We start from the raw sequence: 19,690 nt of genomic DNA, 5'->3' as shown, positions 1-19,690 counted from the left end.
GGCCTGTAGGACATTTCACAGGTCGCGTGGCGAATCATTACAGGGTTGTTTGACATTTTTATGACAGCTTTCTGTTTATTTCGCTTTGGTGACATTTTATTGACCGGCCATCGAAAACCCTTCAAGAAGCCTCTATTCCGGCCGATTCAGCGCATTAACAACCGTCAGGGATGAGCGGTGCCTTTGTCGACACGGCGGTCAAGGCGTGCATGCGCTACTTACTTGTATCGAGGCTTTCCCGATGAATGTTTTGCGAACCTCCTTGAGAGCACAAATTTTGTCGCTGCTCGGCGGCAGCTTGCTGGCGATATTGTTGATCGCCCTGGCCTGTTTCAACTTCCTCTCCAACGGGGTGCAGAGTTACCGCAGTTTGATTGACGGGCCGTTGCTCACTTCGCAACTGATCGACGAAGCCAACCTGCAGTTCAAGGTGCAGGTGCAGGAATGGAAAAACGTGCTGCTGCGCGGCAAACAGCCTCAGGATATGGAGAAGTACTGGGGCCAGTTCCAGGACCGCCAGCGTGATGTGCAAGGTATCCTCGCACGCTTGGTGGCCCAGACCAGCAGTGACGCGCCGTTGAGCCGACGCATCGAAACCCTGCGCCAGGAGCATCAGCAACTGGGCGTGGCCTATCAGAAAGGCCGCGATGCCTATGTGGCGGCGGGCGGGGATGCAACGGTCGGCGACACGGCAGTCAAAGGCGTGGACCGCGCCGCCAGTGAGCAAATGAGTGCCCTGGTCAGCGACCTGCGGGCCCAAGGCAGCCAGCAATCTCAGACCATCACTGCCTATGCCGAGCGCACCGTAATGGTGGGCCTGGCGATCATGTTGCTGTCCGGCGCGTTGATCGGCCTGTTCAGCCTGTGGTTGATCAACCGCAACCTGATCCTGCCGATCCGTGGCTTGATCGACTACGTGACCCAACTCAGCCACGGCCGCTTTGCTGAGCGCGTGGCCAGCCGCCGCCAGGACGAACTGGGCCATCTGGCCGCCGCCGCGAATACGTTGCGCGACTTCCTCGCCGAAACCTTCAGCCGCGTGCAGCGCAGCGCCACCGACCTGGTCAGCGCCAGCGGCGAGTTGAATGCAATCGCCGGACAGATGGCAACCGGCACCCAGGAACAATTCAACCGCACCGATCAAGTGGCCACGGCCATGACCGAAATGTCGGCCACCGCCCAGGAAGTGGCGCACCACGCCGCCAGCGCCTCACGTGCCGCCGACGAGGCGGATCATTCGGCCCGCGAAGGCGGCGAAGTGATGCAAGTGACCATTGCCACCATCGGCCAGATGCGCAATGAAATCCTCAATACCGGCACCATCATCCGCCGCCTGGAAACCGATAGCGTACGCATCGGCAAGGTGCTGGAAGTGATTCGCGGCATCGCCGAACAGACCAACTTGCTGGCGTTGAACGCGGCGATCGAGGCGGCACGCGCCGGCGAGGCGGGCCGGGGTTTTGCGGTGGTGGCCGATGAGGTACGCAGCCTGGCGCAACGCACGGCGGCGTCGATCATCGAGATCAACCAGATCATCCAGGCGGTGCAAACCGGCGCGGTGGATGCGGCCGAGGCGATTGTCAGCGGCCAGTCGTGCAGCGACGAGAGCGTGGAGAAAGTCACCCAGGCCGGTGCGATGCTTGCGCACATCACCCAGGCGGTGGAAGCGATTCGCGATATGAACCGTCAGATCGCGACGGCGGCAGAGGAGCAGACCTCGGTGGCCGAGGATATCTCGCGCAATATCACGCAGATCACCACGGTAGCCACGGCTAACCTCGACAACGTGCGACGTACTGAGGCGGCGAGTCAGAACTTGCGTGGCTTGTCCGCAGAGTTGAATGAAGTGACGGAGCGCTTGGGTGGCTGATCAGGCGGTCGGCAGGCTGAAGATAAAAACGGTGCCTTGCAGGGCGTGGGTGGTCACGCTCAGGTGACCGCCATGGGCATCGGCAATCTGCTTGACGATATACAACCCCAGGCCGAGCCCGGCTTGGGGCGCGTGTGAGGTGGGGCGTGAGTAAGGTTGAAACAGCCGGGGCAGGGCCTGATCGTTGATCTGCCCAGCGTTCTTCACCGTCAGCTCGAACCGATCGTGCTCAACCTTTGCGCTGACTTCCACGGGGCCATCAGGGCTGCCGTGATGGAGCGCATTGGCAACCAGGTTAGAGAGCAGTTGCGCCAACCGATCCCGGTCGCCTTTGACGCCCTGAAGATCGCCGATATCGGCCCGAACCTCGCGTTGCGGGTGCGCGCTTTGCACTTCTGAAACCACATGAAGCAACGCCGCCTGCAGATCCTGGCAGTCGGTGATGCTCAGCGGGATGCCGTTGCCCATTCGGCCCCGCGCAAAATCCAGCACGTCCTCGACCAATTGTGCAGCGCGGCGCCCGCTGGCGAGTATGTGACGTATGAGCGTGTCCGTGGCGGGGTGCGGGTGTTTGCGCAGCAGCCGCTCGGCGCTGAAATTGATCGCGAACAGCGGGTTGCGCAGGTCGTGCCCGAGCACGGCGATGAACTGCTCGCGCAGTTCGGCGGTGCCGCGTTCTTCCTGCAAGTCGGCTTCCGTTTGCTGCTGGTTTTCCTCGGCTTCGATCTGCAACGACAACACACGGGCGAAGGATTCCATGGTCGATTGGATCGTGCTGCTGCGCAATGGCGCCGGCTTGGGATCGAGTGCACAAATGGTGCCGAAAAAACGCCCGTCGGTGCGGAACACCGGCACGGAGATATAGCTTTCAAACTGGTAGAGACGCGGAGTGTGGTGGTCGTGGTAGATCGGGTCTTCGCTGGCCTTGTCGATCACTACGGAAATGTGGGAACCACGAATCTCGTGGCAGATGGTCGTGGTGAGGTCCAGCTCGCCGCCGACGCCGAGGCCGAAGTCCAACTGGTCGAGCACGGCGCAGGCGGTCCAGGTGTCGTCGGTCACCCGCGCAACGGCGGCAAAGCGCAGGCCAGTCATGTCGCTGATCACTTGGAGCATTGCGGGTACAGCACTGATTCGGCCGATGGTGGCAATGTCGGCGGCTTTTTGCTCCATGGCGTGATCTCGGTGTGCTGTGCAATGGCGTAATGCCCTGGCTGATGCTGGGAAGTCTAACGACCTGGAATTGAGTAGGGGAAATTTGATTCATCGCGGCCACGCTTTTTTCGGACATTGCCGACGAGCGCCCACAAAAAAACCGCGCCACCCGAAGGTGGCGCGGTTTTGGGGGATTCAACTCAGGTGTCTTGTTTGTTTTCCAGTACAGCGCCGGTCTTGGCGTCGAGCTTGACTTCAAACCGCTTGCCAGCGGTATCAGTCAGGTCCACTTCGTAGACGTATTGATTGGCTACACCGTGTTTGTTGTCCAGCTCAGTGTCGGTAATCGTTGCGCCAGGGTGAGTGGCTACGGCAGCGGCGTTGAGCTTGTCGAAAGACATCACTGCGCCGGATTTGACCAGGCCTTCAATATGATCCGGACGAACATCTGCCTGGGCCAGGCCGGCAGTCAGGGTCAGGGCAGTGGCGGCGAACAAAGTGGTCAAGGTTTTCATGGTGTGTCCTTCTTGGGTGAGCTGTTTAAGTGGGTTCAGATTAATCGTCGCAACTTAATTCACCCTTAATTAGTTCAAGCAGTTGCGCAGTTCGTTCAATTCGAGCAACGCGGAAAATTTCATGCTGAGGGCTCACATGATGGGAGACTCGGATGAAGCAGTTAGTGAGCGGGATCTATGCGCCTGTGTTCTGGACAGGGTTTATCGGCTGGGCACTCGCGCAGCCAGACTGGCTGGTGCTGGTGTTTGCGACGGCGGTGGTGGTGTCATTTGCCATGGAGCAGTGGTTGCCCTACGAGCCGCAGTGGAATCGCAGCCTGGGTGATCGCTGGCGTGACAGCGTGCATGCCTGTGTCAATGAAGGCCTGAACGTCCTCGGCTTGCTGGTCCTGCCGGGGCTTACGGCGTTGCTGGCGTTCGACGGGATTTGGCCGCGTGGCTGGCCATTGTGGGAGCAATTGCTGCTGGCCATCGTCCTCGCCGATGCAGGCATCACCTTGATGCATTACGCCAGCCACCGCATAGCGCCGCTGTGGCGCTTGCATGCCGTGCACCACAGCGTGCAGCGGCTCTATGGGTTCAACGGGTTGATGAAGCATCCGTTGCACCAGATGCTGGAAGCCACGGCAGGCCTGCTGCCGTTGATCCTGCTGGGGATCCCGCTGGAGGTGGCGCAGTTGCTGGCCCTGGCCATCGGCATTCAATTGCTGTTGCAGCACTCCAATGTCGATATGCGCCTGGGACCGTTGCGCTGGGTGTTCGCCTGGGCGCCGGTGCATCGGTTTCATCATATGAAATACGGCCGTGCCGGCGACGTGAATTTCGGGCTGTTTTTCAACCTGTGGGATTGGCTGCTGGGCACCGCGTTTTATCGCGAGGGTTATCGCATGGGGCCTGGGGATTTGGGCATCGGCAGCCGGCCGGATTTCCCCGTGGCGTATGGGGCGCAACTGCGTGATCCATTTGTGCCGGTACGCGTGGGCAAGGAACCGCCGCTGCCCGACGATCTACGCTAGCAGTTGCACCTCCAGCTGACGTAACGACGCAGCGGCCGTCACGCCGAACAACTGCTTCATGGTCCGCGAAAAGTGCGCCGAATCGGCAAAGCCCGCAGCGTGGGCGGCCTCGGTCAGTGTGCTGCCGGCGAGGGCCCATTGCAGCGCGACACGTAATCGCCGCCACAGCACCAGGCGGCGTACGGGCAGCCCGAGTTGATCGGTGAACAGCCGCTCCAGCTGGCTCAACGACAGGTGCGCCACCTCGGCGAGTGCCTGGGCCGACACTTTGCCGGTGAGGCGCTGATCAAGCGCACTGAGGGCGCGTTCCAGGCGAGGGTCGACAAGCTGGCGCCTGGGGAGCTGCTGCACGGCTGTCAGGGACAAATCGCCAGCGCTCGACAGGTGCTGCAAGGCGGCGATCTCAAAGACTGCAGGTTCGGCATACAACACGCTCACTTCACCGTGTGTATCGAGAATGGCGTGGGTTTGTCGCGAAGGAATCAGCAGGCGATGGGCCGTGATGACTTGCCCCTCCAGGCTGACCGTGATGGGCTCGCCCAGGCACTGCATCAACTGATGGGCGTAGTGCGCATGGGGCGCGGTGCGCCCCAGCTCGCCGATGATCAGGCCGTAGTCAGGCCCCAACCACAGGCGGCCTGACCATTCGGGCTTCACTCAGTACTTATGGTCGTTGAGCAAATCCTGCACGCTGGACGAAGGCCAGCGCTTGTAGAACTTCAGCAGTTCGGCGGCGCGGTTAGTGAAGATGCCGTCGACGCCGGCTTTCATCACTTTCTCGAAATCCACCGGCTCATCCACGGTGTACACATGCACCAGCAGGCCTTTGTCGTGGGTCAGCTTGTTCATTTCGGGCTTCACCAGGTCCGAATAGCTCTGGTCGCCGTGGTCGGTCAGCTCGGCCGAAGGGCCAGTGCCGATGGCGCCGAGGCTCTTGGCTTCGTCGACCCACTTTTCGAACTCGGCGGCGTCTTTCGGCTCTTGCTTGGCGTAGTAGGCGGCCTTGGTCGGCTCGCCGGATTCGGCGAAGGTCTGCTTGGATTTCGGCTCGATGCTGCCTTCACCCACCCACAACAGCAGGATCTTCGGGGTGTTCGGCATTTCTTTCTGCAGCTCTTTGAGGCTGGCGGTCTCGAAGGTTTGCAGCACGACGCGGCCCTTGCCCTGGCCGACGCCGGTGTTGCTCTTGCCCAGTTTGGAGCCGGCGGAACTCAACCAGCCTTTATCCAGCAACTTGTTTTTCAGGTCGGCTTCGATGCCCGGGAACTGCTTGGGCTCCTTGGTCTCGATGTACAGGCCGGGTTTGTGCTGCGGGTTGCCTTCGGCGATCTTGATGATGTCGTCCAGGCTCAGGATCTTCAGGCCGACGAACCCTGGGCGCGCACGGTCCGGGTAAGCAGCGTTGAACCAACTGCCGGCGTCGAGGCTTTGCAGTTCTTTCCAAGTGAATTCGTTGGCCGGCGCGTCTTTGCGCTCAGGGAACTTGGTGGCCACGTCGGTGGTGCGCTGCAGGTTGTTGTCGTGCAGGGCGAACAGCACGCCGTCCTTGCTGCGCTGCAGGTCCAGTTCCAGGTAGTCGGCACCCAGGTCGCGTGCGACCTTGTAGGCAGCGGCGGTGGACTCCGGCGCGTCGTAGGAGGCGCCTCGGTGTGCGATCACGGCAGGGTAGGGAATGCCTTCGTTAGTTGCCAATTCAGCCGGGCTGATCGGGTCGGCAGCCTGCGCCTGGCCAAGGCCGAGCATCAGGGCCAGCAGCAGGGCGCTCTTGGTAAACGTGACAGGCATATGCGAAGTCCTTTCGTGGAGGTAGCTTTGAGAAGGCCTCCTTTTTAACAATTGATTGCGAAAGGCGCTATCACCAAACCGACATTAACGTGCGTACCCGTCAATTTTCTCGGTTGTTTTGCCAGGCATTGCAGTACTCTTGAACGCAGCCGCCCCGCTAGAGGGCAGTACTTTCCGCCACGCGTGTAAACCATCTTTCCAGTCCCTGTGGGACTTTTCAGTGAGGTTTACCATGCGCATCACTTCCGAGCTTATCTGCCAGGCCGCCGACCAACTCCACGGGTTTGTGGGCCTCAACCGCAAGACCGGCCAGTACATCGTACGTTTCAGCGAAGACTCTTTCGGCATGGACGTGGCCGATGACGGCATCATTCCTACCGCCGAATTTGTCTGGCTGCCTGCCCCCGAGCAGACCATGACCCTGTCCCGTGAACGCATCCAGTTGCTGTTGGACCAGAACATCGACGACCGCATCAATATCACTGAGCCGCTGCGGGTATATATGCGCCGGGTGGAGATTCCACAGATCAGTGCGTTGCGCAGTCTGGTGAGCTAGTTCGCTTCAAAACCGTAGGCCCGCTCCACCTTGCACACCCGTGTCTGAAACGCCGAGTACCAGGTGGCGCGGCCCTGCTCGCGCACGTCGCGGTGCTCGGCCTGCTGCTTCCACGCCAGGATCGCCGCTTCGCTGCTCCAGTACGACACCGTAATCCCCAGGCCATCTTCCCGCGCCGACTCCACGCCGAGAAAACCAGGTTGTTGCCGCGCCAGTTCCAGCATGCGTGTGGCGGCCTCGCCGTAGCCGTGATCGCCGTCGGTGCGCAGTGAGCTGAAAATGACCGCGTAGTAAGGCACCGCGGGAGTCTTGGCGATCATGCCGATTGCTCCTGGCAGGCCTTGAGCAGCGCGAGTGCCAAGGGTGGTGTGATGCCCTCGAGCGCTGCGCGTTCTGGCTGGAACAGGGTGGCGACGAAGAACGGATGGTCGAGCAATTCCACCGCACGCAGGTCGCCTGCGCTGTCGTGGCCGCTGGCGATCAGATCGCCCTCCAGCAACGCGCTGGCAAATTCGGGGTTCATCCCATAGCGGCAGCGATATCCTTCTTCAAGATCATGGGTGCCGTAGGCGTCGGCGATGCGCGTGTAAGGCACTAAACGTACGGTGTCGGTGGCTTCCACCAATGCGCAGGTCAAGGGTGTGATCACGGCGCGTTTTGCGTTGGGGACCATTTCGCCGTGTTCGGCGTCGACCCAGCCCAGCACGTTGCGGGCATATTCCAGCAGCGCATGTTGAAAACCACCGCAGGTGCCAAGGAAAGGGCGGCGCTGCTCGCGGGCAAAGCGGATGGCCCGCAGTGCGCCGTCGGTATCCCGGTAAGGGGTGGCCGGTACGCACCAGAAACCGTCGAAGTCGTGCAGGGGTTCGGGCAGGGTGTCGGTGTCGAGCCATTGCATATGAACCGTGAGGCCGAGAATGTCAGCCGCCCGTTGCAGGGCCACGGGGATCGCCTGGTGCGCGGTGACGTCCGGGTTGTAATCGCCAATCAAGGCGAGGCGTAGGGCATTGGCTTTCATCGTGTGCGTTCCATGGCTTGTTGGGGGCTGAGGCGCACTATAGATTGGCGTCCACGCAATCAATATTGGCGTTTGCCCACATGCTTAATGCACCGACGCACTATTCAATGGATTACCCCGATCTCTCGCTGATCCTCGCCCTGGTGCGCGGCGGCTCTCTGGCGCGGGCGGCGGCGCTGCTGCGGGTGGATGTGTCCACCGTGTTCCGTGCGATACGGCGCCTGGAGGCGGCACTGGGCCAGACATTGTTTGAAAAGAGCCGCGCCGGTTACCTGCCCACCAGCCTGGCCAGCAACCTGGCACAGCAGGCAGAGCGCGCAGAGCTGGCTCTGGAAGCGGCGCGTATCGGAGTGGAGCAGGGCGGCGAAGTGATCAGCGGCACGGTGCGCCTGACCTGTACCGACTCAGTGCTGCAAGGCTTGCTGCTGCCGGCGTTGGCGCAGTTCATGCCGGACTACCCGGCGCTGATCCTGGAACTGAGCACCTCCAATGATTTTGCCAACCTCAGCCGCCGCGACGCGGATATCGCCCTACGCCTGACCAAGACACCGCCGGAGCATCTAGTAGGACGTTGCCTTGGCACTGTGTCGTACCAAGTCTGTGCGAGCGCCGACTATGCCCGCCGCCATACAGGCCGTGAGCTGGCGGACCTGGCCTGGATCGCACCAGACGACTTCCTGCCCGACCACCCCACCGTCGCCTGGCGCCGCGAACACTTGCCGGGCGTGCGGCCCGGTTATCGCTGCAACAGCATGTTGTCGGTGACCGAACTGGTGCGGGCGGGACTGGGTGTGGCGGCGTTGCCGGATTTTCTACTGGATGACGGACTGCAACCGCTGGGCCCTGCACTGGCAGGGCATGACACCGCGCTGTGGTTGCTCACGCGTCCCGATTGCCGCGCATTGCGCTCGGTGGTGACGTTGTTCGATGAGTTGGGCCGGCATGTGCGACTGCCGAGTCGTTAGGTTTTTCGTACGAGCTGCTCATGCATTTCGCACGTCCGGCTTTCGAGCGAATGACCCAAGCGCTGCTTAACGGCCGCCACGGTCATTGGCAAACGCACTCACCGCCTGTAACGCCTCGTTAGTGCCTTGGCGAATTTGCAGGATCACGGTGCCGGCGCGGTTGGCCAAGTCCACGCCTTGGGCTGCGCGGTCGCGGGTGCCGTCCATGCTATCGATGGCCTGGCGGGTTTCGTCCTGGATCATCGCGATCATGCTGGAAATTTCTGCTGTCGAACCACTGGTGCGCGCCGCCAGTTGCCGAACTTCATCGGCCACCACGGCAAACCCACGCCCTTGCTCACCTGCGCGCGCGGCCTCGATGGCTGCGTTGAGCGCCAGCAGGTTGGTCTGGTCGGCAATGCCACGAATGGTGTTGACGATGGTGGTGATCTGCTGCGAACGCTCACCCAGCCTGGCGATCAGTTGCGATGATCCGTCAATGTCGGCGGCTATTTCGCGCATGCCGCTGGCACTTTGCTGAATCACCTCGGCGCCTTTTTCCGCGATGTCCTGGGTGTTCAAGGAAATGTGATACGCCTGCGAAGCGCTCGCTGCATCGGCGGCATGTTGCTGCACCTTGGCGGTCACGTCCGAGGCGAATTTGACTACTTTGCACAAACGTCCGCTGGCGTCATACACCGGGTTGTAGTTGGCTTCCAGCCATACTGTCCGGCCGTTTTTATCGACGCGCTCGAATTCGCCGCTGAACAATTCGCCTTGGTTGAGGCGCTGCCAGAACTCGCTGTAGGCCGGGCTGCTGGCCAGCTCCTGTGTACAGAACAGACGATGATGCTTGCCCTGGATTTGCGCGAGGCTATAGCCCATGCGCTGCAGGAAGTTGGCGTTGGCGGTGATGATGGTGCCGTCGAGGTTGAACTCGATCACCGCCATGGCCCGACCGATCGCCGCCAATTTGGCGTTGGCCTCGCTCTCGGCTTGCAGACGCGGGGTCACGTCCATGGCGAACTTCACCACCTTGATCACCTGGCCTGCTTCATCACGTACCGGGTTGTAGCTGGCTTCCAGCCACACCGATTCACCATTGCTCGCTTGGCGCTCGAATGTACCGGATTGAAATTGGCCATTGCGCAGGTTCGCCCACAGCTGTTGATACTCGGCGCTGCGGGCGAACGCTGGTGTGCAGAACATTCGATGGGGCTGCCCCATCACCTGCTCGGCGCGATAACCCATGGCTTTGAGGAAGTTGTCATTGGCCCGCAGCACATTGCCTTGCGGGTCGAATTCGATCACCGCCATGGACCGTTCGATGGCATCCAGCATGCTGGCCTGATGGGCCACAGTGTGTTGCAGGGTGTTGATGGTTTTTTTATGGGCGTTGAATAGCATGGTTGGGGCTCGGGCAGGCAGCATCGGGGGTTTTCCATGTATGGGCGCTTGCCCCGTTCGGCGCCTGGCCTACGGTTGACGTGCTCATTGTCGGCTTCCTGATGCCGACAGAGGGAGTTGGAACAAGGTGTTCAGAGTGATCAGCCTGACAAGAAGTTCGCCCCAAGGGCAGGACCTTTTTTGGGTAGGCGACAAATGGTGGCTCTGTGCTATCTCTGCGGGCTGTATCAGGCCGAATAAGCCACTCTTTCGTCGCTCATATTCACCCGGTTACGCCCGGTATCTTTCGCTGCATAAAGCGCCCGGTCCGCCGCGTTCAGCCACATGGCCGCGTCCTTGAAAGAGGGCTGGAAGTCCGCCAGGCCGATGCTCAGGCTCACGCGCAGCTCGGGGATGTTCGGGGCGCGATAGTTGCTGAACGTTTCGCGCATGCGTTCCATGACCCGTGCGGCTTCGTGCTGGGTCATTTGCGGAAGAATCACACAGAACTCATCGCCCCCGTAACGCCCAGCCAAGTCGTTTTCCCGCAGGTTGCGCCTTAATTCCAGGCTCAATTGGCGCAATACGGCGTCGCCGACAATATGCCCATGGGTGTCGTTGATCTGTTTGAAATGATCGATATCGATCAGCGCGATCGTGGCGTGGGTGTGTTGTTGCTGGCACTTATGGAACTTGAGGTGCAGCAAGTCTTTCCAGGAGCCGTGATTGAGCAACCCCGTGAGGCTGTCGATACGGCTCAAGGCACTGAGGGCGCGCTTGTGGTCGGATAGTTTGATCGCCAATTGATAGCAGATCATGCCGATGGACATGGGGTAGAACGTCAGCATCGGCAGGCACGCGTAGACCTGAGCCAGGCTGATGCCGGGGTTGAAGTGCAGGCCAAACAGCAATACCGCGACCCCGGCACCCAGCAGTTGGGCCAGTGCGCCACGTATCAGCAGGCGTTTGCCGCCGGCGGCGACGTTGTTCATGGACACCATCGACAGCAACGTCACGGTGGTCAGGGGCGCGAACTGCAACGTCGCAGCCCAGAAACCACTGAATAAAGCGTCATACACCAGGTTGCGTCGTTCGGCGTCGTAGGGGACTTTGGCACGGGTTGCCAGTTGATACGCCAGGTGCGGCCAGACGAAACCATTGACCAGCAGCGCTGCCCAGATCCACCCAGGCGCATTCATTGGATATAAGGCGGCGATCACACTGATGCTGCACAGGGCAGAGCCGATGATCCTGGGCCTGTAGATGCGCTTGGCAAACGAGAGACCCTTGCCTTGTCTGTTTTCCATAAAGTCCTGGGTGAGCTGCTTTTTATACCTATACGGCGGCGCCCGTTCACTGGATGAACCGTTGATCGGAAAAGGCTTATGAATATTGTCAGTTATTCCCGTGGGAATAATCAGTGGCCTTCCAGGCCATTTACGCAAAACAGAGGGCGAAAGCGTCAAAAACGACCATAAGTGTCGCTTAGGCAACAGGCATTACGGTGCAGGCATGGGCCTGACTTCGTAGCCAGCCAGGAACAGGTCAATGGCGGACTCGATCACACGGGCCTGGTTCTCGACATCCAGTGTCGGCTGGCCGAGGGTGATCTGCGGCCAGAACGCGAAGGCTTTGAGCAGGCTCTGGATCTGGTGCGCGGCAAACGCCGGGTCGGTACAGGAGAGGCGGCCGTCTTCCTGGGCGGCGCGTACCCACTGGGTGAAGCCTTCTTCGCGCTGGCTCAGGCGGGTGACCATGTCTTGCGCACGTTCCGGCGAATGGATGGTGGCGGCGATGGCGACTCGGGCGAGGTCAAGGAAGTTGGCGTCCGCCATCATCTTCATCTTTGCCTCCAGCAATCCGCGTAATTGCTCACGCAGCGGGCGGTCACTGGCGTAGCAGACATCGAGTTGGGCGACGCTGCTCGCCCAGAGCTGGTGAAGAATTTCGGCGAACAACTCTTCCTTGCTGGGAAAATGGTTGTACACCGTGCGCTTGGAAACCCCGGCGGTGGCGGCGATCTTGTCCATGCTGGTGACCTCGAAACCGTTATCGCGAAACTCAGCGATGGCCGCCGCCACGATGGCTTGGCGTTTGCGGTCAGTGAGGCGTTGAGGGGCAGTCATGGATGGCGCTCGGCTCTTGAAGGAAAATTACACTCGGTAGTTTACTTGCTCCCGGTTTTGTTGCAATCTTGAAACTACACTGTGCAGTGTAATTTATGCGCGGACCTAGGAGTCAACCTGCAATGGCCACCCACTCACCCCGTGTCGACCGCGCGCCTACAGCGCTCAAGCCTGCCGAGCAGGGCAAGACGCATTTCAGCAACGAGGCCCCTGTACAACACGGCGGGCTTGGCAAAACGTTGCGTATCTTTTGGAACATGTTGTTTAACAAACCACGCACCACGCGGCCGGTGGGGACGATCCCGGTACAACCGCTGACCCGCGAGCAACTGCTGGCGGCACCCGATCACAGCGTGTTTCGCCTGGGGCATTCCACCGTATTGCTGAAAATGCGCGGCAAGTTCTGGGTGACCGATCCGGTATTCGCCGAGCGTGCCTCGCCGTTCAGTTGGGCCGGCCCCAAGCGCTTCCATCAGCCGCCGATCAGTCTTGAAGCGCTGCCTGATCTGGAAGCGGTGATTCTTTCCCACAACCATTACGACCATCTTGACCGCAGGGCTGTCGTCCAATTGGCCGCCAAGACCCGTTACTTTCTCGCGCCGCTCGGCGTGGGTGACATTCTGGTCAAGTGGGGCGTCGACGCCAGCAAGGTTCGCCAGCTGGACTGGTGGCAAGGGGTCGAGGTTGAGGGCATCCGTTTTGTGGCAACGCCGGCGCAGCATTTTTCTGGGCGTGGCTTGTTTGATGCCAACCAGACCCTGTGGTGTTCATGGGTGATGATTGATGGCGCACGGCGGATCTTTTTCAGCGGCGACACCGGTTATTTCGATGGCTTCAAGCGCATCGGCGAGCAGTACGGCCCGTTCGATCTGACGTTGATGGAAACCGGTGCTTACAACGTTGACTGGCCCCACGTGCACATGCAACCGGAACAAACCCTGCAAGCGCATATCGACCTCAAAGGGCGCTGGCTGCTGCCGATCCACAACGGTACGTTCGACCTGGCGTTTCATGCCTGGCATGAACCGTTTGACCGCATCATGGCGCTGGCTTGGGAGCGCAATGTGTCGATTACTACGCCTGCCATGGGCCAGGCGTTCAGCTTGAATCAGCCTGAGCGTGGGTCTGCCTGGTGGCTGGAAGTAGAGACGCGAAAAGATTCACAAGAGCACCTTTTGAGCTGATGGAGGAGGTGTGGGAAAAAGGAGTTTTCAGGTTGTTTCAGGGCTGCGACACACGCCAGCGAAGGATGCGATGATCCCCGGAAATTGACGGTTCTGGGGGCGTTCTGATGGAAAGCAAATGTAGTAAAAATCCGCGAATGGCGGCGACTTGCCTGCTGGGGCAGCCGGTGGCTGCGCTTACGGATATGGCAGGTCGGGCGCCGGCCTGTTCCCCCCCGCCCGCCGATCAAACCCCTCCCCGCAGCATCGCTTTTGGTGGCGATCAACACCTTCAAGTCCATCCCAAGGATGGTGTTTTGATACCCGGCTATAACGTACCGGCACTCCCTATCAAACCCTTGCGCGACCCCGCGTTGACGCTGATTGCCTTGAGTGGCATCGAACCTGAGGGGCCGGTAATGGTAGAGGTGCCTCTGGTGCAGAACAACAGCACCTTTACCCCCGACAGCGCGCTGGCTGGTCGACGCGTTGGTTTTGCCGACCGGTATGGGCGCGGCGGTGAACATGAACCCATCAAGCACCGGGCACCGTTCACGCGAGCGTTGGCACTGTTACGACAGGCCGGGGTGCTGCTGCTGCCGGTGCCAGCACAACGGGTCGATGACTCGCTGCAATTCGACCTGCACACGCGCAATGAAATCGATGACCTTATGAATGAGTACCGGCTGGATGCGCTGGTGTCTGACAGTCAGAGTGCCGCGTTTCATGGGGCCTGCTGGAGTGGATACCCGAGGCTGGGTGAGCCATTGGGGGAGGGGACTACGTTGTGGTTCTACGGGGCGCGATGGTCGAAGGATTCACTGGCTACCCTGGTGCAGGGCTATCGCAGTGTGCGTGGCCTGGCGGATGCACAGTAGGGGCTACCTGCGGTGATGAACAATCCTACGTGATGAGTTACCTGCGTCATGCAGGCTGGGCTGAGGGAAGTTTTTAGACTGGCGCAAGGGTCAACGGTGATCCTGCGTTATTTCAGATTCTTCCCTAGAGGTCGTTCATGTTTGGTATTGGTTATGGTGTGAGCAGGTTCGTAAACCACGCAGCCTCCTGGATGGTGCTTCAGTCGACAGATGTGGCGCCAAAACCGGTGCCGCCAGGAACGGAATACGCCAGTGTTCGCGAGCTCAGTGAACACATGGCCCGGCCAGGTGGGCTGACCTCGCAAGACCTGGTCAGTTTTCTGCAAACGCGTATTCGAGAACGCGACCCTGCATTAAACGCGATCATCGAACTCAACCCCCAAGCGCTGGAGATTGCTCGCGAACGGGACCTTGAACGTGCCAACGGCAAGGTGCGGGGACCACTGCACGGCATTCCGGTGCTCCTCAAGGACAATATCGAGACGGGCGACACCCAGCAAACCAGTGCAGGCGCTTATGGATTGGTGGGCGCCGCTGCGACTAAGGATGCGTTCATCGTCGAGCGCCTGCGTGAGCAAGGCGCAGTTATCCTGGGTAAAACCAACCTGACTGAACTGGCCGGCTTTCGCGGCTGCCCCGATGGTTTCAGCCAGCGGGGCGGGCAAACGTTCAATCCTCATCAGGCGGATGCAGAGGTCGGTGGGTCAAGCTCAGGCTCGGCTGTCGCGGTCGCCGCGGGCTTTTCACCCTTGGCCGTTGGGACTGAAACCAATGGTTCGATCATCGTACCGGCGGCGTTTAACGGCGTGGTCGGTTTGAAACCCAGCGTGGGCTTGTTGAGCCGCAGCGGCATCATTCCGGCCAGCCATCGACAGGATACGCCGGGGCCCATGACGCGCTCGGTATTTGATGCTGCGCTGATGCTCAACGTCATGTCAGGCAACGACCCTCAGGATGCGCAGAACGCGAATGCCCCAACAGCAATTGACTACACGGCGCTGCTAAAGCCTGGCGCCTTGAAGGATAAGCGCATCGGTTTTCCCTCGACCTTTTCCGCGAATGGTGAAAGCTCGGCGGTGGACGATAGCCCACAGTTCAAGAAAACCCTCGAAGTACTTCGCGCACAAGGTGCCGTACTGGTACCGGTGAACTTGCGGATAGCGGACTCCACAGGTTATGACGAGTTGCTGCTCGCCGATGTAAAGGATGAACTGAATGAATACCTGGAAAAGCGCAATGGGTTGCCGGTCAAGTCAGTGTCCGAGTTGATCCAGTTCAATGAGCAGCATGATGGCACCGAGACTGACCACCAGCCTGTACTCAAGGATATCGATGCGTCCACCTTGACGGCCGAGGAACGCAAGCCTCTATGGGATGCCCTTATCCAGGGTTTTCGAAGCACCGTGGATGAGTTGATTGACGGGCAAAAGCTCGACGCCATGGTGTCGGACTTCGAAACGAACAGCTACTTTGCGGTTGCCGTCGCCGGCTATCCAGGGATTTCGGTCCCTTCCGGCAAGGATGAGCGGGGCGCGCCAACCAGTGCGTACTTCTTTGGGGCCCGCTGGACCGAACCCACGCTGCTGGCCGTGGCCCATGGTTACGAAGAGGCCGCGAAAGAACATCCCAAGGTCGGACGCTAAGTCTCGGTATTGGCTTGCCCGACCCTATGCACCATTGGGTTGGGCAGTGGCCGAGTCGATTGATACGCTGGTTGAACTCATCAACCGAGACATGATGCCCCGTGCCATGGGTTCAGCTGGAGCGGTGTCAAAGCGGCGCGCACTCATTCCCCACCCCGGCGCAAAACCCGGGAAAAACACCAGCCCTTCCGCTTCCAACCGAAACGCCAGGATCAAACGGGTTTCATCATCCACCTCGCCCTGGCTTTCAAGCTGCTGAACCAACTCCACAGCCACGCCCGCGTGACGGGCCAGGTCTTGCCTGCTCCAGCCCAGCATCGCGCGGGCCTGTGCACTGTGCTTGGCGGTGAATTGGTGCAGGACGATCTGCTGTTCTACGAAAGAGCTCATTGCCAGGGAGGACATGGGGTTTCTCCAGGGTTCGACGGGGGAGGACAAACTATACTGTGTTTTTGTACAGTTGTTTTGACCGCTCATCAACTGGATTTTTTTGCTGTCCTCTGTGCGGGCTTTTACCCAGCGCTGGACTGAGGGGGGGGTTGAACATCGCATTGAAGCGGCGTTCACACTGAATGTGCTGATGCCTTCAGAGTCCCGGCGCCTCTCGAATAATCAGATGATCCAGGTTCTCGATATTCGCGCTGAACACCCCGAACGTCTGCTCGGGGTTCTTCTTGCTGGGCACGTGTTTCAGCTCCGGCGTCACCCCGTAGAAGAAGCAATACAGCGTCCGCTCACTGTCCACCGCCGCCTTGATCTGCTCCAGGAACGCCGTGCGCTTGCGGTAGTTTTCGATAAGTTTTTTGCTCAGGTAGACATTGACCGAGTAGGGCTTCTTGTCGAGCCATACCTTCTTCTCGAAGTCGATGCGAAAGCTGCTGGTGTAATCCTTGATCGCCTTGATCTTGCCCCAGTAGATCAGACCCTTGTTGTCTTGCAGGTATTCGATCTTCTTGAAAAACGTCCAGTAGGTCGCGGTGTGCTCGCCGATTTTCAGCGGCATGCGCTTGAGCGTGTCTTTGTCGTCGATATTGGACACAAAGCATTCCACCGGGTGGGCGAATACGCTGGTTTTGTCCGGGGTGGTGTCGCTACTGCTGGCAGATGGGCCGGCGAGGTTTGAAGGAGTTTTCGCCGGCCCCTGTGGGATCTGCGCCTCGGCGCCGGCCACCGGCGTGCTGCGCGGGTACGTCCGTCGAGTCAGTAAAAATTCCGACGGGAAATGGTCCTCGCGCTCGTCATCGGTTTCATCGGTAGCGCCCTTGTGCGTGCTGGCGTAGCGGCACCCTTCGATATGCCGGGTGCTGGTCTTGTTCTTGAAATGCGGCGTGCGCACGTAGTTGACGTTTTTCGCATTGAACGTGCTCAACGCATTGCCCGTATCGAATGCCGCTCGGCACGTATCGTTGGGGCAGAGGAAGTTGTCCTTGTCTGAGTCGTAGGCAGCGGTCTCGTCGAAATTCAGGTCTCGTACGTCGTAGATCGACAGCTTGTCATCGAGACTCAGGCTGTAGGCCGTGTCGAATTTCATGGGGCTCGGGTCCGTGAGAAGTTTCGCTATTAATAGCGGGATCCCACGTAAATATCAGCAAGAACCTGCACCCCGCCGCCCACTCAGAAACATAAGGTGCCACCCACCGCCGTCAATGCACCCAACGCATAGAACATGCTCGTGGGCGCCGCATTGATCAGCAAGTAACCACAAATCACCGGACTCATCGCCCCGCCAAACGCCGCCAGGTTCTGGGCGCCGTAGTAACTGCCGCGCACTGTGCTCGGAACAGGTTCACCTGAGCACCGCCTTCAACCTGATCCTGCGCCACAACGCGCCGCGCAGCCCGATCGTAAAAGCCTTTGCGACGGCGTTGGGCGTAGAGCTCAAAGCCTCTGTTTGATCAACCTGTGGTGAGCGGGCTTGTCCCGCGCTGGGCTGCGTAGCAGTCCCAATAAAAACGCCGCATGCTGTCAGACAGAATGCGGCGTTTGGTTTTAGGGCCGGTACGCGCCCCAGCGCGGGCAAGCCCGCTCACCACAATGGTCAGCGCAGCACTTTCGCCCGCTTCTTCTTCGCATGAAAATGCCGAAAATGCGCATCCTGCGCCGCCGCCAGCAACTCCCGATCCCCACGCGTGTCGCCCCAGGCCCGCAGCCGATACTCGCCCAAGTCGCCATACACCGCTTCAAGCCGCAACACCTTGTTCTCACACCGGCAATTATTCCCGGTGAGCTTGCCGGTCAACACCCCGTCGACCACCTCAAGCTCAGTGCCAATCAACTTGATACCCAGCCGATCCGCAAACGGCTGCAACACCAATGCCGGCGACGCCGAACACAGCGTCACCACGGCGCCCGAACCCAGCTCCTGCTCCACCGACAACACCCCCGCCGGGCGCATCAACCGCGCCCAATTGCGCTGGCAATACTCCTCGGCCTTCTGCTGCACCCACGCCTTCTCCACCCCAGTCATAAAGGTGCGGATCAACTGAGCCTTCAACTCATCCCGGCTGATCTGCCGCACTAAAAAGCGCAGCCCCGGCACCGCCAGCTTGACCATCCGGCCATAGAACTCGCCGGGGCCAAAGGCAAACTTGAGGAAGGGTACGAAACTGTCGTGGTGGGTCAGGGTGCCGTCGAAGTCAAAGACGGAGAGTACTTTGGCGTCGATGGGGCCGGCTTCGAGCATGTCTGGGTTCACGGGTTGGCCTCGGTCCTATCTAGTATTTTTTAGTGCGCATCAGCTATGACAGCAGGAGCCTACTCCCGTGCCAATCTTCCGATTTTGGCGTAAAGCCCTTCGGTGAAAGCTTCTCGGTCACTCGACCGGTGACAACGCTGATGGCAATTGGGGCACAAGGCTACAGCATTGGAGGTTCGATCCGAACCCTTCTGGGCGAGGTGCTTGATGGGATGTACTTCAAGAAATGCCAATTCACTGAGCATAAAAAAGCCCTGATCAGGTCAGGGCTTTTATGGTGACAGTCGCTAAGGAATTAATCCCAGCTCAACGCGCCGCCAGTCTGATACTCAATCACCCGAGTCTCAAAGAAATTCTTCTCTTTCTTCAAATCCATAATCTCACTCATCCACGGGAACGGATTCGTCGTCCCCGGATACTCTTCCTTCAACCCAATCTGCGACAGACGACGGTTCGCGATGAACTTGAGGTAGTCCTCCATCATCGCCGCGTTCATGCCCAACACACCGCGAGGCATGGTGTCGCGCGCGTATTCGATCTCCAACTGAGTCCCTTGCAGGATCATCTGGGTCGCTTCTTCCTTCATCTCGGCATCCCACAAGTGTGGGTTTTCGATTTTGATCTGGTTGATCACGTCGATACCGAAGTTCAGGTGCATCGACTCGTCACGCAGGATGTACTGGAACTGTTCCGCCACGCCGGTCATTTTGTTGCGGCGGCCCATGGACAGGATCTGGGTGAAGCCGCAATAGAAGAAGATGCCTTCCAGCACGCAGTAGTAGGCGACCAGGTTGCGCAGCAGCTCTTTGTCGGTCTCGACGGTGCCGGTTTCGAACTTCGGATCGGAGATGGAGCGGGTGTATTTCAGGCCCCAGGCTGCCTTTTTGGCGACCGATGGGATCTCGTGGTACATGTTGAAGATCTCGCCTTCATCCATGGC

General features: G+C 59.7%; 20 protein-coding genes and 3 pseudogenes. 8 read left to right on the top strand and 15 right to left on the bottom strand.

Annotation, left to right across the window (positions count from 1 at the left end):
• Window positions 1-241 precede the first annotated feature (241 nt).
• Window positions 242-1,870 carry a methyl-accepting chemotaxis protein gene (locus AOA60_RS16815; protein WP_099585403.1) on the top strand — a complete coding sequence of 543 codons (1,629 nt, stop codon included), beginning with the start codon at window positions 242-244 and terminating at the stop codon, window positions 1,868-1,870.
• On the opposite strand, the gene AOA60_RS16810 is transcribed toward AOA60_RS16815, so the two are convergent.
• Both AOA60_RS16810 and AOA60_RS16805 read right to left on the bottom strand, forming a co-directional pair.
• Window positions 1,871-3,043 (bottom strand): GAF domain-containing sensor histidine kinase, encoded by a 1,173-nt coding sequence (locus AOA60_RS16810; protein WP_099585402.1) that lies wholly within the window; start codon window positions 3,041-3,043, stop codon window positions 1,871-1,873.
• Between the two features lie 182 nt (window positions 3,044-3,225).
• On the bottom strand, window positions 3,226-3,540 hold the full coding sequence (locus tag AOA60_RS16805) for a PepSY domain-containing protein (protein WP_099585401.1): 315 nt from the start codon (window positions 3,538-3,540) through the stop codon (window positions 3,226-3,228).
• A 152-nt stretch (window positions 3,541-3,692) separates the two neighbouring features.
• On the opposite strand from AOA60_RS16805, the gene AOA60_RS16800 reads away from it, so the two are divergent.
• Window positions 3,693-4,556, top strand: coding sequence for a sterol desaturase family protein (locus tag AOA60_RS16800; RefSeq protein WP_099585400.1), 864 nt, complete (start codon window positions 3,693-3,695; stop codon window positions 4,554-4,556).
• Here the strand turns inward: AOA60_RS16800 and AOA60_RS16795 are convergent.
• Both AOA60_RS16795 and AOA60_RS16790 read right to left on the bottom strand, forming a co-directional pair.
• Complete coding sequence (locus tag AOA60_RS16795) at window positions 4,548-5,213, bottom strand: helix-turn-helix domain-containing protein (protein WP_099585399.1); 666 nt, start codon at window positions 5,211-5,213, stop codon at window positions 4,548-4,550. The two genes, AOA60_RS16800 and AOA60_RS16795, sit on opposite strands and share 9 nt — an antisense overlap.
• Window positions 5,214-6,341, bottom strand: a complete 1,128-nt coding sequence (locus AOA60_RS16790; protein WP_099585398.1) for a glycerophosphodiester phosphodiesterase family protein — start codon at window positions 6,339-6,341, stop codon at window positions 5,214-5,216.
• 232 nt (window positions 6,342-6,573) lie between these two features.
• Between AOA60_RS16790 and AOA60_RS16785 the strand changes: the two genes are divergently transcribed.
• Window positions 6,574-6,897, top strand: coding sequence for a DUF2025 family protein (locus tag AOA60_RS16785; protein ID WP_032891062.1), 324 nt, complete (start codon window positions 6,574-6,576; stop codon window positions 6,895-6,897).
• Here the strand turns inward: AOA60_RS16785 and AOA60_RS16780 are convergent.
• Window positions 6,894-7,217, bottom strand: a complete 324-nt coding sequence (locus tag AOA60_RS16780) for an antibiotic biosynthesis monooxygenase (protein ID WP_099585397.1) — start codon at window positions 7,215-7,217, stop codon at window positions 6,894-6,896. The genes AOA60_RS16785 and AOA60_RS16780 overlap by 4 nt on opposite strands.
• Window positions 7,214-7,915 carry a CTP synthase gene (locus AOA60_RS16775; protein WP_099585396.1) on the bottom strand — a complete coding sequence of 234 codons (702 nt, stop codon included), beginning with the start codon at window positions 7,913-7,915 and terminating at the stop codon, window positions 7,214-7,216. Before AOA60_RS16775 ends, AOA60_RS16780 begins: the two co-directional genes overlap by 4 nt.
• Window positions 7,916-7,995: 80 nt before the next feature.
• On the opposite strand from AOA60_RS16775, the gene AOA60_RS16770 reads away from it, so the two are divergent.
• A complete protein-coding gene (locus AOA60_RS16770; protein WP_099585395.1) occupies window positions 7,996-8,880 on the top strand; it encodes a LysR family transcriptional regulator in 885 nt (294 codons plus the stop codon).
• Between the two features lie 66 nt (window positions 8,881-8,946).
• Here the strand turns inward: AOA60_RS16770 and AOA60_RS16765 are convergent, their stop codons facing one another.
• The 3 genes from AOA60_RS16765 to AOA60_RS16755 form a co-directional block, all read right to left on the bottom strand.
• Window positions 8,947-10,266 carry a PAS domain-containing methyl-accepting chemotaxis protein gene (locus AOA60_RS16765; protein WP_099585627.1) on the bottom strand — a complete coding sequence of 440 codons (1,320 nt, stop codon included), beginning with the start codon at window positions 10,264-10,266 and terminating at the stop codon, window positions 8,947-8,949.
• A gap of 227 nt (window positions 10,267-10,493) precedes the next feature.
• Window positions 10,494-11,552 (bottom strand): diguanylate cyclase, encoded by a 1,059-nt coding sequence (locus tag AOA60_RS16760; protein ID WP_099585394.1) that lies wholly within the window; start codon window positions 11,550-11,552, stop codon window positions 10,494-10,496.
• A 192-nt stretch (window positions 11,553-11,744) separates the two neighbouring features.
• Window positions 11,745-12,371 (bottom strand): TetR/AcrR family transcriptional regulator, encoded by a 627-nt coding sequence (locus AOA60_RS16755; protein WP_099585393.1) that lies wholly within the window; start codon window positions 12,369-12,371, stop codon window positions 11,745-11,747.
• 122 nt (window positions 12,372-12,493) lie between these two features.
• Between AOA60_RS16755 and AOA60_RS16750 the strand changes: the two genes are divergently transcribed.
• The 3 genes from AOA60_RS16750 (at window position 12,494) to AOA60_RS16740 (ending at window position 16,055) form a co-directional block, all read left to right on the top strand.
• Complete coding sequence (locus tag AOA60_RS16750; RefSeq protein ID WP_099585392.1) at window positions 12,494-13,555, top strand: MBL fold metallo-hydrolase; 1,062 nt, start codon at window positions 12,494-12,496, stop codon at window positions 13,553-13,555.
• 296 nt (window positions 13,556-13,851) lie between these two features.
• Window positions 13,852-14,412 carry a hypothetical protein gene (locus AOA60_RS16745; RefSeq protein WP_256592845.1) on the top strand — a complete coding sequence of 187 codons (561 nt, stop codon included), beginning with the start codon at window positions 13,852-13,854 and terminating at the stop codon, window positions 14,410-14,412.
• A 137-nt stretch (window positions 14,413-14,549) separates the two neighbouring features.
• Window positions 14,550-16,055: an amidase family protein gene (locus tag AOA60_RS16740; protein WP_099585391.1), complete on the top strand. Its 1,506-nt coding sequence runs from the start codon at window positions 14,550-14,552 to the stop codon at window positions 16,053-16,055.
• Between the two features lie 24 nt (window positions 16,056-16,079).
• On the opposite strand, the gene AOA60_RS16735 is transcribed toward AOA60_RS16740, so the two are convergent.
• From AOA60_RS16735 to AOA60_RS16725, 3 genes and pseudogenes are all read right to left on the bottom strand, one after another.
• Window positions 16,080-16,460: a transcriptional regulator gene (locus tag AOA60_RS16735; RefSeq protein ID WP_099585390.1), complete on the bottom strand. Its 381-nt coding sequence runs from the start codon at window positions 16,458-16,460 to the stop codon at window positions 16,080-16,082.
• A gap of 181 nt (window positions 16,461-16,641) precedes the next feature.
• A complete protein-coding gene (locus tag AOA60_RS16730; protein WP_099585389.1) occupies window positions 16,642-17,586 on the bottom strand; it encodes a hypothetical protein in 945 nt (314 codons plus the stop codon).
• 54 nt (window positions 17,587-17,640) lie between these two features.
• A pseudogene (locus AOA60_RS16725) lies at window positions 17,641-17,825 on the bottom strand (MFS transporter); the annotation flags it as partial.
• On the opposite strand from AOA60_RS16725, the pseudogene AOA60_RS33945 reads away from it, so the two are divergent.
• A pseudogene (locus AOA60_RS33945) lies at window positions 17,819-17,950 on the top strand (LysR family transcriptional regulator); the annotation flags it as partial. The pseudogenes AOA60_RS16725 and AOA60_RS33945 sit on opposite strands and share 7 nt — an antisense overlap.
• A gap of 143 nt (window positions 17,951-18,093) precedes the next feature.
• Here the strand turns inward: AOA60_RS33945 and AOA60_RS16715 are convergent.
• From AOA60_RS16715 to AOA60_RS16705, 3 genes and pseudogenes are all read right to left on the bottom strand, one after another.
• Window positions 18,094-18,738, bottom strand: coding sequence for an HAD-IB family hydrolase (locus AOA60_RS16715; protein WP_099585388.1), 645 nt, complete (start codon window positions 18,736-18,738; stop codon window positions 18,094-18,096).
• A 71-nt stretch (window positions 18,739-18,809) separates the two neighbouring features.
• Window positions 18,810-18,977, bottom strand: a pseudogene (locus AOA60_RS16710) (HNH endonuclease); the annotation flags it as partial.
• A gap of 68 nt (window positions 18,978-19,045) precedes the next feature.
• A partial coding sequence (locus tag AOA60_RS16705; protein ID WP_143522454.1) for a ribonucleotide-diphosphate reductase subunit beta occupies window positions 19,046-19,690 on the bottom strand: 645 nt, incomplete at its 5' end.

The organism is Pseudomonas sp. 2822-17 (assembly GCF_002742485.1).
Lineage (GTDB): Bacteria > Pseudomonadota > Gammaproteobacteria > Pseudomonadales > Pseudomonadaceae > Aquipseudomonas > Aquipseudomonas cyclaminis.
Note: the sequence above shows the minus strand (reverse complement) of the source record. Positions and strands in the feature narration are given on the sequence as shown.